General features: G+C 38.5%; 6 protein-coding genes and 3 pseudogenes. 5 read left to right on the top strand and 4 right to left on the bottom strand.

Translation table 11 applies throughout. The features are described 5' to 3' along the window. Positions 1 to 540 precede the first annotated feature (540 nt). From gltB to P4S71_RS19945, 3 genes and pseudogenes are all read left to right on the top strand, one after another. Entirely contained in the window at positions 541 to 4,998 is a 4,458-nt protein-coding gene (gltB, locus tag P4S71_RS19955; RefSeq protein WP_337151378.1) for a glutamate synthase large subunit, read from the top strand. Positions 4,999 to 5,007: 9 nt separating this feature from the next. After that, positions 5,008 to 6,423: an FAD-dependent oxidoreductase gene (locus tag P4S71_RS19950; RefSeq protein ID WP_007375839.1), complete on the top strand. Its 1,416-nt coding sequence runs from the start codon at positions 5,008 to 5,010 to the stop codon at positions 6,421 to 6,423. A 735-nt stretch (positions 6,424 to 7,158) separates the two neighbouring features. Next, positions 7,159 to 8,180 (top strand): annotated as a pseudogene (locus P4S71_RS19945) (GGDEF domain-containing protein). Positions 8,181 to 8,582: 402 nt separating this feature from the next. On the opposite strand, the pseudogene recN reads toward P4S71_RS19945, so the two are convergent. The 3 genes and pseudogenes from recN to nadK all read right to left on the bottom strand — a co-directional run bounded on the left by recN (position 8,583) and on the right by nadK (position 11,845). Continuing rightward, positions 8,583 to 10,254, bottom strand: a pseudogene (recN, locus tag P4S71_RS19935) (DNA repair protein RecN). A 75-nt stretch (positions 10,255 to 10,329) separates the two neighbouring features. Then, a pseudogene (locus tag P4S71_RS19930) lies at positions 10,330 to 10,886 on the bottom strand (hypothetical protein). A gap of 74 nt (positions 10,887 to 10,960) precedes the next feature. After that, the gene (gene nadK / locus P4S71_RS19925) at positions 10,961 to 11,845 is read right to left on the bottom strand and encodes an NAD(+) kinase (protein WP_007375835.1); all 885 of its coding nucleotides are present in this window, start codon (positions 11,843 to 11,845) and stop codon (positions 10,961 to 10,963) included. Positions 11,846 to 12,021: 176 nt separating this feature from the next. Between nadK and P4S71_RS19920 the strand changes: the two genes are divergently transcribed. Together P4S71_RS19920 and grpE are read left to right on the top strand one after the other, a co-directional pair. Further along, positions 12,022 to 12,987 carry a hypothetical protein gene (locus tag P4S71_RS19920; protein WP_007375834.1) on the top strand — a complete coding sequence of 322 codons (966 nt, stop codon included), beginning with the start codon at positions 12,022 to 12,024 and terminating at the stop codon, positions 12,985 to 12,987. Between the two features lie 58 nt (positions 12,988 to 13,045). Then, positions 13,046 to 13,657 carry a nucleotide exchange factor GrpE gene (gene grpE / locus P4S71_RS19915; RefSeq protein WP_096792856.1) on the top strand — a complete coding sequence of 204 codons (612 nt, stop codon included), beginning with the start codon at positions 13,046 to 13,048 and terminating at the stop codon, positions 13,655 to 13,657. Positions 13,658 to 13,683: 26 nt separating this feature from the next. On the opposite strand, the gene P4S71_RS19910 is transcribed toward grpE, so the two are convergent. Further along, positions 13,684 to 14,886 carry a Bcr/CflA family efflux MFS transporter gene (locus P4S71_RS19910; protein ID WP_337151374.1) on the bottom strand — a complete coding sequence of 401 codons (1,203 nt, stop codon included), beginning with the start codon at positions 14,884 to 14,886 and terminating at the stop codon, positions 13,684 to 13,686. Positions 14,887 to 14,891 lie beyond the last annotated feature (5 nt).

Genomic DNA, 14,891 nt, shown 5'->3' with positions numbered 1-14,891 from the left:
GCGTAACTTACTGTAATTAGATGATTAAATTTTATTTTATGTGTTTTTTATATGTCCGCGGACATAAAAGTGTCCGCAGTGGACGCATTAGTAAATAAAAATTCACTATTAAGAGATTAAAAATGCCACAAATATTAATAACTATACTAATGACCAGTAAAAAGAAGAGAGGTTAAGCCTCAAAATTACGGAAATAGCACAAAACTATCTAAATGTTAACTAACTTTATCGGTGTATGTTGAATATTTATTCACTGAATGAGGGCTTTACGTTTACGTAAGCTGTAGCTTTTTACTTGGTTGTTTTTACAAAATGTTAAACTTGACACCAGTGTCATGAAAAAATAACGCCTAATATACGACTAAATGTTAAAAATAATGATGAAAAAGAAATCTTGCTATGAAGTGAGAAATATTCAAGAATGTGAATATGTATTCAAAATGCTATTGACTCTATTTACGATAGAGGCTAGTTTTGTCCGTCTGTTAGCAAATCGTCGAGCAGTTCATCCACGCTAACAGTGCAGCAAGGGAGGGGTCTATGTTATACGACTCAAAATTAGAAAAAGAAAATTGTGGCTTTGGCTTAATAGCCCAAGTTAATGGTCAAGCTAGTCATAGGCTTATTCGTACTGCTATTACGGGGCTTGATCGCATGCAGCATCGTGGCGGTATATCTGCCGATGGTAAAACAGGCGATGGCTGTGGTTTATTATTACAAAAACCAGATAGCTTTTTTCGTGCTATTGCGGCTGAGAACAATTGGCACTTAGGTAAAAATTATGCCGTAGGTATGATTTTTTTAAATTCAGATCCTGTTTTAGCACAAGCTGCAAAACAAATACTTAGCGAAGAATTAGAAAAAGAAACGCTAAATATTTTAGGTTGGCGCGTAGTGCCAACCGACCCATCAATGTTAGGTCCTATAGCAGTACAACAATTACCTGGGTTTGAACAAATTTTTGTTAGTGCGCCAGAAGGTTGGCGTTCTAAAGATTTAGAGCGACGCTTATATGTAGCGCGTCGTCGTGCTGAAAAGCGTATTGTTGATGATGAAGCTTTTTATATTGCAAGCTTATCTGGATTAGTTACTATCTATAAAGGCCTTATGATGCCTGCAGATTTACCTAACTTTTACCTAGATTTAGCTGATATTCGTATGACCAGTGCGATTTGTGTTTTTCATCAACGCTTTTCTACTAATACTCAGCCGCGTTGGCCTCTTGCTCAACCTTTTCGTTATTTAGCACACAATGGTGAAATTAATACCATTGAAGGTAACCGCCAATGGGCACGTGCGCGTTCTTATAAGTTTGCGTCACCACTTATTCCTGATTTACAAACAGCGGCACCGTTTGTAAACGAAACTGGTTCTGATTCATCCAGCCTAGATAATATGCTTGAGCTATTTTTAGCTGGCGGCATGGATTTATTCCGTGCGATGCGCATGCTTGTGCCACCTGCATGGCAAAAAAACCGTGCAATGGACGATGATCTACGTGCATTTTACGACTTTAACTCTATGCATATGGAACCATGGGATGGTCCGGCAGGTATTGTAATGTCGGATGGTCGTTTTGCGGCGTGTAACCTTGACCGTAATGGACTTCGCCCTGCGCGTTATGTAATTACACAAGATGGCTTTATTACGCTTGCATCAGAGGTGGGTATTTGGGATTACACTGCTGATGAAGTGGTTGAAAAAGGTCGTGTTGGTCCAGGTGAATTATTAGTTATTGATACTAAGCTTGGCAAAATTTGGCATTCGGATGAAATCGATCAAGATTTAAAATCTCGCCATCCATACAAGTCATGGCTTGAAGAAAATGTTAAACGTTTAGTTCCATTTGAAGAACTTACTGAGCAAGATGCCGGTAATCGTTCTTTTGATAATGAAACGCTAGCTAAATATCAAAAAATGTTTGGTTATACCAACGAAGAGCTTGATAGCGTTATTCGTGTAATGGGTGAAAACGGCCAAGAAGCAACAGGCTCAATGGGTGATGACACACCATTTGCTGTGCTCAGTGAAGGGCATCGTTCACTTTATGATTACTTCCGCCAAAAATTTGCGCAAGTAACAAACCCACCTATCGATCCACTGCGTGAAAATCATGTAATGTCACTTGCGACATGTATTGGTAGTGAGCAAAATGTATTTAACGAAACAACAGGCCACGCTAAGCGCCTACAGTTTGATACGCCAATTTTAATGTACGCAGACATGCAGCAATTATTAAATGCTGATGAAGCACATTACAGCTACTGTAAAATTGATATTACGTATACAGTTGAAGAAGGATTGGAAAAAGCAGTATCGCGAATTTGTGATATTGCGCAGAAAAAAGCAGCATCGGGCTGTATTATGCTTGTTCTAACAGACCGCAACTTTGATGAAACGAATTTACCTATTCCAGCAGCTATGGCTGTGGGCGCGGTGCAAAATCGTCTTGTTGATAATAATCTTCGTTGTGAATCGAATATTATTATTGAAACCGGTAGTGTGCGCGATGCACACCAATTTGCAGTTTTATTAGGTTTTGGTGCAACTGCCATTTATCCATACCTTGCGTATGAATCGTTAGTTGCAATGAGCGACAATAAAATTATTGATAAGTCGTATTGCGAAGTAACGCTTGCTTATCGTAAAGCCATTAACAAGGGCTTATATAAAATTATGTCTAAAATGGGCATAAGTACGGTTGCGTCATATCGTTGCTCAATGTTGTTTGAAGCGGTTGGTTTATCTGATGCTATTGTACAAATGTGTTTTAAAGGAGTGGCAAGTCGCATACAGGGTGCCTGTTTTACCGATTTTGATGACGATCAACAGAGCCTACATAAACTTGCTTTAAGTAAACGTAAATTATTAAGCCACGGCGGTTTGTTTAAGTATGTTCATGGTGGCGAATATCATGCTTATAATCCGGATGTAATCCAAACCCTACAAAAAGCAGTTCGTTCTGGTGAATACACCGATTACAGTGAGTATGCAAAACTCGTTAATAATCGTCCGATTGCTACGCTACGTGACATGCTTTCGCTTAAATTGCCTGAAACCGGCATTAGCATTGATGATGTCGAGCCTGCAGAAAATCTTTATAAACGATTTGATTCGGCCGCAATGAGTATTGGTGCTTTATCGCCAGAAGCGCATGAGGCGCTAGCAATTGCGATGAACCGCTTGGGTGGGTGTTCAAACTCGGGTGAAGGCGGCGAAGATAAGCTGCGTTACGGTACCGAGAAAAATTCACGTATTAAGCAAGTCGCTTCAGGTCGATTTGGCGTAACGCCGCATTACTTACGTAGTGCTGATGTTATTCAAATTAAAGTAGCGCAAGGTGCAAAACCAGGTGAAGGCGGGCAATTACCGGGTGAAAAAGTAACCCCATATATTGCTAAACTTCGTTATTCGGTGCCAGGTGTTACGTTAATTTCGCCACCACCACATCACGATATTTACTCAATTGAAGATTTAGCACAGCTAATTTTTGATTTAAAACAAGTAAACCCTAAAGCACTTATTTCTGTAAAACTGGTTTCAGAACCAGGCGTAGGAACCATTGCGACAGGTGTTGCTAAAGCCTATGCCGATTTAATTACTATTTCTGGCTATGATGGCGGTACAGGTGCAAGCCCACTTACTTCAGTTAAATATGCCGGTAGCCCATGGGAGCTAGGCCTTGCTGAAACACAGCAAGCACTTGTTGAAAATGGCCTTCGTCATCGCATTCGCCTGCAAACAGATGGTGGCTTAAAAACAGGTTTAGATATTATTAAAGCAGCAATTCTAGGTGCTGAAAGCTTTGGCTTTGGTACTGGCCCAATGGTTGCCCTTGGTTGTAAATACTTGCGTATTTGCCACTTAAATAACTGTGCGACCGGTGTTGCAACACAAGACGAAACACTTCGCCAAAAGCATTATCACGGCCTACCAGAAATGGCGATGAACTACTTTAAGTTTATAGCGCAAGAAGCCCGTGAAATTATGGCAAGCTTGGGTGTTGTAAACTTAACTGACTTAATTGGTCGTTTAGATTTGCTTGAAGCAATTGAAGGCAAAACAGCAAAACAGAAGAAAATTGATTTATCTTCTGTAGTTGCTCAGCCTAATAACCCAACTGGTGAAACACTTTATTGTAGTGCGCCTAATAGTTCACATTATTTAGGAAAGCTTAATGAGAGCCTACTTGCGAAGGCGCAAGAAGCAATTGACGCTTCTTGCGGTATTTCACTAGTAAGTCGTATTTGTAATACAGACAGATCGGTTGGTGCAATGCTTTCTGGCTATATTGCTGATAAATATGGTAACCAAGGTATGGCTGCGGACCCAGTCGTAATTGAACTACACGGTACTGCGGGTCAATCATTTGGCGTGTGGAATGCAGGTGGCCTTGAAATGACATTGGTTGGCGATGCTAACGATTACGTAGGGAAGGGCATGGCTGGTGGCAAGCTAGTTATTCGTCCACCACTTGGCTCGTCGTTCGAAAGTCATAAAGCTACAATTGCAGGCAACACATGCTTATACGGTGCGACAGGCGGTAAATTGTTTGCAGCTGGATGTGCCGGAGAGCGTTTTGCAGTTCGTAACTCAGGTGTACAAGCCGTTGTTGAAGGCGTAGGTGATAACGGTTGTGAATACATGACTGGCGGCGTTGTATGTGTACTGGGCAACGTAGGCGTTAACTTTGGTGCAGGTATGACAGGTGGTTTCGCTTATATTTTAGATGAGCGAAATGATTTTGAAAAGCGCATTAATCCCGAGCTAGTAGAAGTGGTTACACTTGAAGAATTAACATCGCATCAAGAACATTTACGCGGCTTAATTGCTGAGCATTTAGAGCTTACGGGTTCATGCAGAGCAGAAAGTATTCTAGCTAACTTTGAATTGTACTTACCTATGTTCAAATTAGTAAAACCAATATCAAGCGACGTAAAAAGTTTACTCGGGCATCGCGCTCGCAGTAGTGCCGAACTACGTGTTCAGGCGCAATAAGGGGGCAGTATGAGCGAAAATGTATATCAATTTATAGACGTGCAGCGTGTAGACCCACGCAAAAAACCAATCTCGTCACGTAAAAAATCTTTCGTAGAAATTTACGAGCCCTTTTCAGAAAATCAGGTTAACTCACAAGCTGACCGTTGTTTAGATTGTGGTAACCCATACTGTGAGTGGAAATGCCCTGTACATAACTACATTCCACAATGGTTAAAGTTAATACGCACGGGCCGTATTATAGAGGCGGCTGAGCTTTCTCATCGTACCAATAGTTTACCAGAAGTGTGTGGCCGCGTTTGTCCACAAGACCGCTTGTGTGAGGGCTCGTGTACGCTAGATGAAGAGTTTGGTGCGGTTACAATTGGTAATATTGAAAAGTACATTACTGATGAGGCATTTAAAATGGGCTGGAAGCCTGATATGTCTTATGTAACATGGACCGACAAAAAAGTAGCCATTATTGGTGCTGGCCCTGCAGGTTTAGGATGTGCTGATATTTTAGTACGAAATGGCGTTAAGCCAGTGGTGTTTGATCGTCACCCAGAAATAGGTGGACTACTCACATTTGGTATTCCTTCTTTTAAACTTGAAAAATCAGTAATGCAAAAGCGCCGTGAAATTTTCACTGAAATGGGCGTAGAATTTAAGTTAAATGTTGAGGTAGGTGTTGATATTACACTTGATCAAATTTTAGCTGATTACGACGCTGTGTTTTTAGGGGTTGGTACGTATCAGAGTATGCGTGCAGGTCTTGAAAATGAAGATGCACCGGGTGTTCACGATGCATTACCGTTTTTGATTGGTAACACGAACCGTGTAATGGGCTACGACGAGACAAAACAACCGTGTATTGATATGGCTAATCAAAAAGTAGTTGTACTCGGCGGTGGTGATACAGCCATGGATTGTGTGCGTACGTCTATTCGACAAAATGCTGCAAAAGTAACGTGTGCTTATCGTCGTGATAAAGAAAATATGCCAGGCTCTAAACGTGAAGTTAAAAATGCGAAAGAAGAAGGCGTTATATTTACGTATAACGTTCAGCCTAAAGGCATTGTATTGAACGATAAAGGTAAAGTAACCGGCGTTAAAATGGTTAAAACTAAATTAGGCGAACCTGACGCAAAAGGCAGAAGCCGTGCTGAAGAAGTACCTGGTTCAGAACATGTTATTGAAGCAGACCAAGTTATTATGGCGTTTGGTTTCCAGCCTCACAAAATGGATTGGTTAGAAAAATACGATGTAGAAATAAACAACTGGGGCGGTATTAACGCACCAGAACAAGGTGAGTTTACACATCAAACTACTAACCCTAAAATATTTGCTGGTGGCGACATTGTACGTGGTTCAGATTTAGTGGTAACTGCTATTTTTGAAGGACGTAATGCCGCAGAAGGTATTATGGACTACCTTAAAGTATAACTATTTTTTGGTTACTTTAAATATACGTTAAAGCAAGCTTTCGAGCTTGCTTTTTTTATACGTAATGATGCCTTAGACCAACCTGCATAAATCTTTGAGAAATTTAACGAATTAAATTGCACTGTAACGTCATTAAGGATTTTTTATTTAGAACAACTAGGGTATGTTGATCTTTCAGGATTAAAGTTTGTTCAATCTAGGGGCGATTTAATCGCGGAGCGGGGTTTGTAACCTAGTGGGATTGTTGGTAACTGCTCCTGCGTTAGCCAACTGGCTTATATTCATTTAAGAATAAAAAAATTGAGCAAATCTTCCGCGTCCTGCTAATGCACCTTACCTAAATCTATTTAGGTAACAAAGACTTAATCGTCCTTAGAAAGAATCCAAAGGGCAGCGCATATTTGGCATTTATGCAACGTCATCCAAATTTATGGGGAATAATCACACTACATTTGCCTAAATACCAAACATACGGCTGAAAAATTAATCACGAAAAGTCAACACGCCCTAATTATTTATTCTTTATATAAATAATGTAGGCAATTAGGTCTAATATTAGAGAGTGCTTAACCGTGAAGGTAGGGAGAAAGAATCTAATTCTACTTTTTCCGTATTTTAGTATGGTATTAAGTGTTGATTAATTAACTAAATAAATACAAAATACGCGGCTTATTTACTATTTGCTTACTTTGCGTTCTGGGTTGGCGTCATTTACGAAAAGAAAACTGATAAATTATGCACAAATACTTCGATAAAACAGAAAGAGAATTAATAGTAAGGTTTTTCTCATCAATAGGCTTTATATCCACATTTTTGATGTCGTGTATTGCATTTACTAATAGCGAATATTTTCTTTTTGTGACACTTGTCGGTTCGTCACTTATCTATATTTGGGCATTTAATGTTTACAAAGAGGTAGAAAAGTCTGCAAATGCGATTTTATATAATCTTTATGGATTGATGCTTTACTTAGTTGTTACTGGCGGCGCTGAAGGTACAGGGCCAATTTGGATATTTATTGTATCACCAGTAACATATTCTATTCGAGGATTAAAGCGAGGGACATTTGATATATTCATATTTTTGCTAGCGATAATGTTAGGCTTTTATTGCGCAGACATGTTTAATATTTATGAATATAAACCAGCACAATTTCCTTATAGAATTGTATTTTCGTTTATTATTGTCGCTTTACTCACAGGTTTTTATGAACAATCAAGAGAGAAGTACAGCAATAAAATAATAGCTTTAAGTCAAAGAAATGAACGATTAGCAACAATCGATCCATTAACTGAGCTTCCTAACCGTCGTCATGCAATGAATAAGTTAAGTGAATTCAAAAAGGAACATGCTTACAAAGGCATACCTTTTGTATTGCTACTAGCTGATGTTGATAACTTCAAAAAAATTAATGATAAATATGGACATAACTTTGGCGATGAGGCACTTATTCATTTAGCTAATATTTTTAAGAAAAATATTCCACAAAATGCTGTTGCTTCTCGTTGGGGGGAGAGGAGTTCTTAATAGCAATACCTAATGTTAGTGTTACAGAAGGGGTAAATGTAGCAGATAAAATCCATGATTCACTTAAAAAGGCAGCGGTAAGTTTACGTACTAATACTGTAAACTTAACAATTAGTATTGGTGTTGTTCAAAGTGAAGAAAACAGATCAATTGATCTTGATATTAAACATGCTGATCAGCAACTCTACAAAGCAAAAGAGCAAGGTAAAAATAGAACTTGCTCAGCTTAGTAACCATCTATATTTGCTAATCCATAGAGAAGGAGTCAAGAGAAGGTTTCGTTTTGGCTTTTCTTCGTTTTACACTCATGTAGCAAAAGAAATTACAGGTAATTTGGAGCGCAATAAGTATCGTGTAACTCCCTTTTAAGTATTGTGAGTCTCTGTCAAACTCAACAGCTAAATATAAACCTGCGAATAACAATTGAAACACTAAAACTATATTTAGAAAGCGTAATAAACGTTGTTTAAATTGAGTATGTTTAAATCGACTTAAAAGCATTAAGAGCACACATACTATTATTAAAAGCCAACTAAAACCTATACACATATAAATGACACTATTTTGCATTATATTTATCTCTTAGCAATTTGATACATGTTGATTTGTTATAAATCGGTAGTTAAATAACATTAGGCATGTGCCATTATCAGTTCTTTTGCGTTAGCTTTAGCCGTCTTACTTACGTTGTCTCCAGCTAATAAGCGAGCTATTTCATTAACTCGTCCATCTTTATTTAAAGGCAGCATATGAGTAAATGTTTCACCTTGAGCAATTTCTTTAGCTACAAAGAATTGTTGATGCGCACTGCTAGCGACTTGCGGTAAATGCGTTACACAAATTACTTGAGTTGATTTACCTAACTGACGTAATAGTTTTCCAACTGCCGATGCGGTAGGGCCTGATATACCTACGTCAACTTCATCAAAAATAAGTGTTGGGGTTGTTACTTTTTGTGCAATAATAACTTGAATTGCTAAGCTAATACGCGAAAGCTCCCCCAGATGCTACTTTAGCAAGCGGTTGTAGTGGCTGTCCTGGGTTAGTTGAAACTAAAAATGATACATTGTCGTACCCTAAACTGTTGGGTGCACGCTCAACTTCTTGAGTTAATGCTATTTCAAATACACCATTTTCCATTGACAGGTTAGCCATACTCTCACTGATCAAAGTGTTTAGTGTATTTGCGTACTCTTTACGACTTTTGCTTAACTGATCGCTTGCCTGTTGGTATGTCACTCGCGCATTTTCTATTTCGGATTCTAGTTGTTCTAATCGAGCACTATTAGTACTAATTGACTCCAGTTCCTGTGAAATAGATTGATGAAACTCAACTAGGGCTTGTGGTTTTATATGGTGTTTGCGAGCTAAGTCCATTGCACCACTTAGTCTATTTTCTACTTCAACTAAGCGAGCTGGGTCTAAATCTGCTTGTTCAGTGTAATCACGCACTTCGCGACTCGCTTCTTCAACTTGTACAGCGGCTTCGCTAAGCATAGCAGCTACGCTTACTAAACTTTCGTCATATTGAGCCAGTTCGGTAAATTGCTGAGCACTATGTTGTAACAACGAGCACGCATTTTGTTCATCGCTTTCGTAAAGGTGCTGTAGCTCTCGTTGGCAGGCTTCTAAAATGGTTTGGCTATTACTGAGTTTATAATGCTCAGCCTCTATTTGTTCAAATTCATTTTCTTGCAAAGCAAATTCATCTAGTTCTGCAACTTGATATTCTAAAAGTTGTTTTTGAGCCGCTTGCTGTAATTGTTGCTGCTCTAGGTGCTTAAATTCTTTTTGTAAGTTAGCGAACAGCTTATAGTTTTGGCTCACGCCGTTAACTAAATCATTGTGACCGGCATAGGCATCAAGTAATTGCAATTGATGCTCAGCTTTCAAAAGATGCTGATGGGCATGTTGCCCATGAATAGAAATTAAGTATTGACCAAGTTCTTTTAGCTGTGCGGCGGTTACCGCACTACCATTAATATAACTTTTACTGCGGCCATTTTTACATACCACCCGACGTAATAAGCACTCGTTATCGGCATTTGCTAACATGTGTCGTTCTAAAAAAGCGTTAGCTAGTGGAAGTGCACTTAAATCAAATTGTGCACATACTTCTGCCTTATCCGTGTTAGGGCGAACCGCTGAGGCTTCTGCTCGTTCACCTAAACACAGTGAAAGCGCATCAATGGCTATAGACTTACCTGCACCCGTTTCACCGGTGATGGCGGTCATACCGTTTTGCCATTCGGTACTTAAATTACTTACTATTGCAAAATTTTTAACTTCTAAACCAATTAACATACTGTTTATCCATCCAGTCAATTAACTGTTAATTTATACAGTGTTTTGGTTTTTTGCAAATTAATTTTTTAGTATTTAAGCAACACTTGCCTCTTCGTTAATAGGAGAGTCATTAGTTTCTTGTTGCAAAAATTCAACTTCTTCTTTTTTATCAATGTGTTGATGGATGTCTTCTGTTTGGATAGTAAATATTAACGAAGGTAGTTGAGTGTCATAAAAAGCTTTGTTATATAAAATACCTTGATGAGGTAGCTCAGCTATAAAGTGCTGTAAGTTATCAATTAAACTTTTAGCCGAATTAGTTTGATAAGTTTTATTTAATTCGTTAGATAAAGTGCTGACGAGTAAATCAGTTACATCTTCTAATTTTTGTAAATTGTCATCATTATATGCTTGTACTACAAAAAAATTACTAACAATTGCCTGGACTCTAGGAACGTGTTTCGGGCGTATTACCTTAACATCCAACAATTCATTTAGTTTGCTTTTCAAACGTGTACTAATTTTTGAAACTCGATCATTAAAAATTCTCTTCTTGGTTTCGCTTGCTATACGACGATTATTTTCAACTATTAAATAGCTACCTAGTAGCGTAATTAATAACAAAAGTGAAAAAATACAACATACGTCATTTGCTATAGTTCCTAATAATATTATTTTTTATTTTGCGATATTTTGCTCTAAAGTCTTACACTTGGCAATAAAATTAGTATAAACGACTACCCCAATTTAATTTAGTACGTAAAACGTTGTAGTAAGAATAATTTTTTGGATGAATTAAACGCAGTTTTTTATCTGCTTTCTTAATGACAACCTCATCGCCAGGTAAAACAGCAAGCACAACATGGCTGTCGCAACTTACCTGTAGGCTATCTGTATTTTCTAGGCTTAGCTTCAAGCGTACTTCGTTATCAGCATCAACGACTAATGGTCTGCTCGATAATGTATGTGGGAACATAGGTACTAACGAAATAGCATTAAGCTCTGGTGTCAAAATAGGTCCGCCACCTGAAAGTGAATACGCCGTTGAGCCTGTTGGTGTTGATACAATTAAGCCATCCGAGCGCTGTGAAAATACAAAATCTTTATTAATAAAGGCTTCAAACTCAATCATATGTGCAACTTTATCGGCATGAAGCACGGCTTCATTGACCGCAGAATTAGCGCTTTTTAATTCGTTGTGGCGGTATACCTCTACTTCAAGTAAAAAGCGATTTTCTTCAATAAAATCACCACTTAAAACTTGTTCTAAACTTGGTTCAAAACCTTCAGGGTTTAAATCAGTTAAGAACCCAAGGTTCCCCCTGTTAACACCGATTACTGCTACGTTGAAACGAGCTAAAACACGTGCTGCGCCCAACATGTTACCGTCACCTCCAACGACAATAGCCAAATCAGCCAGCTCCCCTAAGTCGACTAACTTAACTAGTTTATCTGTGGGTACATCAACTAACTGGCCACCAGTGCGTTTTTCTACGATAACCTCAAAACCAAGTGCAAGTAAAAATGTATGCAGACGTTGTAGTGTTGCGGCTGCACCAGGGTGGTTTGGTTTACCAATAAGGCCAATGGTTTTAAAAGGAGAATCCATAATGTGTACACTATAAGTTTGAATGTTTGTAGAGTAACCCAAAAGAGAAGTGTTTGAAAATACAGATCTTAGCTTAAATTGGTATGATTAACTTACCTAGGTAATTAATTTAGTTTTATTAGCTACCAGCATACTATGTGACTTGAAATAACTGTAAATGCCCCGATATATCAGACATGCAACAAGATGTAGATAACATGAAATTAAATCCACGAGATCAGCAAATTTTTTCAGCTGTTATGAACATGTACTGTAATGGTGAGGGGTTACCCGTCCCATCAACAAAAATTGCTAAGCTTAAAGGCATGGCTGTGTGTTCGGCTACGGTACGTAATGCGATGGCTCGCTTAGAAAAAGTGGGCTTATTGTATTCACCTCATACATCTGCAGGCCGTGTGCCTACAAATGAGGGGTTTGATTATTGGTTTGACGAGTTCTTTCCACTCGCTGATATTGCTAATTATTGGCAACCAGAGCAATCACAACTCGTTGAACTTGCTCATGGTTTGAGCCAAAAATATCAGGTGTGTTGTTGTGTGGGTTTGCCACAAGCCAGCTCGCAGCAAGTATTTAGAGTAGAGGTACTTGATTTTGATTCTACCGACTGGCTTATTTTATTAATAGACAGAGCAGGGCAGAGCCATAATATTTGTATTGATAAGCCTCATGATTCGTCAGACTCTGTTCGTTATCAGTTTGCAACGTGGTTAAACACCGTCTTTAGTCAACAAACCTTGATGGAAGGTTTATACCGTATGCAAGCTATGGCTAATACCGCGCCTCGAAATTGTCACGATTCGCTTAATCAATGGACGCGACAACTAAGCCAAAAATTAGGCTCAGATAACAGTATTGTTGTTGGCGAAAATTACCTTTACAAACAAATTGATTGTGAACAAAGCTTAAATATTGGTGTCTCATTTTTAAATTATGTAGAAGATAAGCTCGCTTTTAAAAATGGGTTATCAGTACTTAATAGCGAAAAATTACCTTTTACTGAGTGCGATGAATTGATTGTAATAAGCGTGCCGTACTTTCAAAATCAAGAATACCAAAGCCGCTTTTGTATAATTTGCCCTAAATCAGCGCAAATTGAAGAAATAATCCAAGAATTTAAATTAATTGAGACATCTAACTCTTGAATCTTTTTATTCAATCCCCATAATTACCGCAGTTGAAAAGAATTGGAGCACGTATTTTATGTCTGAGCAGACACAAAACCCTGAGCAAGAAGTAGAATTAAACGAAGAAATTTCTAAAATGCAGGCTGATGTAGAAGCAGCAGTAGAAGCCGCTGAACAACATGCAGAACAAGAGCAAAGCCCTGAAGCAGAAATTGCTATGTTATATGCAGAGCTTGAAGCTGCAAAGCAAACAATTGCGGATCAAAAAGATGGTGTTGTTCGCGCAGCAGCAGACGTAGATAATATTCGTCGTCGTGCAGCACAAGATGTAGAAAAAGCGCATAAATTTGCACTAGAAAAATTTGCTAACGAATTACTACCTGTAATTGATAATCTTGAGCGTGCTATTGAATTTTCTGATAAAGAAAATGAGACTTTAAAGCCGTTGCTTGAAGGTATCGATATGACGGTTAAGAGCTTCAATGACGCTGTTTCTAAATTTGGTGTTGAAATCGTAAACCCACAAGGTGAGATGTTTAATCCAGATTTTCATCAAGCAATGTCAATTCAACCAAGTAACGATGTAACACCTAATACAGTACTTGCTGTTATGCAAAAAGGTTACACATTGAATGGTCGTTTATTACGCCCTGCAATGGTTATGGTTTCTAAAGCTGCTGATGCTTAATTGAATTATTAGTTTTAAAAAATGCCTCATATTGAGGCATTTTTTTTGTCTTTTTTATAGTGAATTAACTGTACGAGCATAGTGAGTAATACAGCGCTAAACATTAAGCTTGAAAATGGCACTGCGCTTTTTGCATGCATAATAGCGAGTAGTGGGCCAACTAATGCGCCACTACCAAAACGAAGAGTGCCAATTACGGCGGTTGCCGTGCCTGTGTTTTTTTCAAACTTCATTAAAATTAGCGAGTCAGCATTACTTGCCGTGACGCCTAAACTCATCATTAATGGCGCAATAGCAGCCACAATATAATAAAGTGATAAATGCAATAAGCTAAATGTTAATAGCGCAAGCCCCGATACAAACCCACATACAAGCCCAATATAGAGCATCTTTCGAGAGCCCAGTCTTGGTACAATTCGCGTATTTAAAAAGTTACCAAACATAAGCGCCATTACATTAAACGCAAATAACACACCAAATAACTGTTCTGACACCTCATATAAATCTAAATATATAAAAGGTACAGAGGTTAAAAAGCAAAAAAATCCAAACGATACAAACATAGAACTGAGTATATCCGCACGTGCATCTTTATTACTCAGTACAGTTTTATAGCTGTCAAAAAACAGAGCGAGGCCTTTTTTATCATTTTTATGAATAGGTATATCTATTAAATACACTTGCACAAACGCCAATATTAAAAAGCTATATCCAGCAAGCACCAAAAATATGGTTGACCAAACAGAAAACCCTAAAATAAACGAACCAACAGAGGGGGCAACCAACGGTGCTACCATCATGATCATCGATACATACGACATTCCTTTAGCTGTGTTTTGCTGATAAATATGGCGAATAATACCCGGTACTACTACCGTTGCTGCAGCTCCCGTAAATGCTTGCACTGCTCGAAGAGTCCAAAAGGCATGGATTTCGGTGGTAAATGCAAGTGCAAGTGAGCTTGCGCCAAATAGGGTTAAGCCAATACGTGCGAGCTTACGGCGGCCAATTTGATCGGCAATCGGGCCAAAAAATAACATCCCCAATGAATAACCCGCTAAGTAAATACTCAACGATATTTGTACATTTGGCATATTAGTGTGTAAATCGTTTGCAATTACCAGCATGGCGGGCAAATACATATCAATAGCCAATGGCGTAATCGCCACAATACTGGCTAATAAAGGCAATAAAATACGGGTATTAAAAGACGAGGCTGAGGCGTCCATGTGTA

The sequence above is a fragment of the Pseudoalteromonas sp. B62 genome (assembly GCF_037162565.1).
Taxonomy (GTDB): Bacteria; Pseudomonadota; Gammaproteobacteria; order Enterobacterales; family Alteromonadaceae; genus Pseudoalteromonas; species Pseudoalteromonas fuliginea.
The sequence above is the reverse complement of the archived record's forward strand: the minus strand, read 5'-3'. Positions and strand labels throughout refer to the sequence as shown.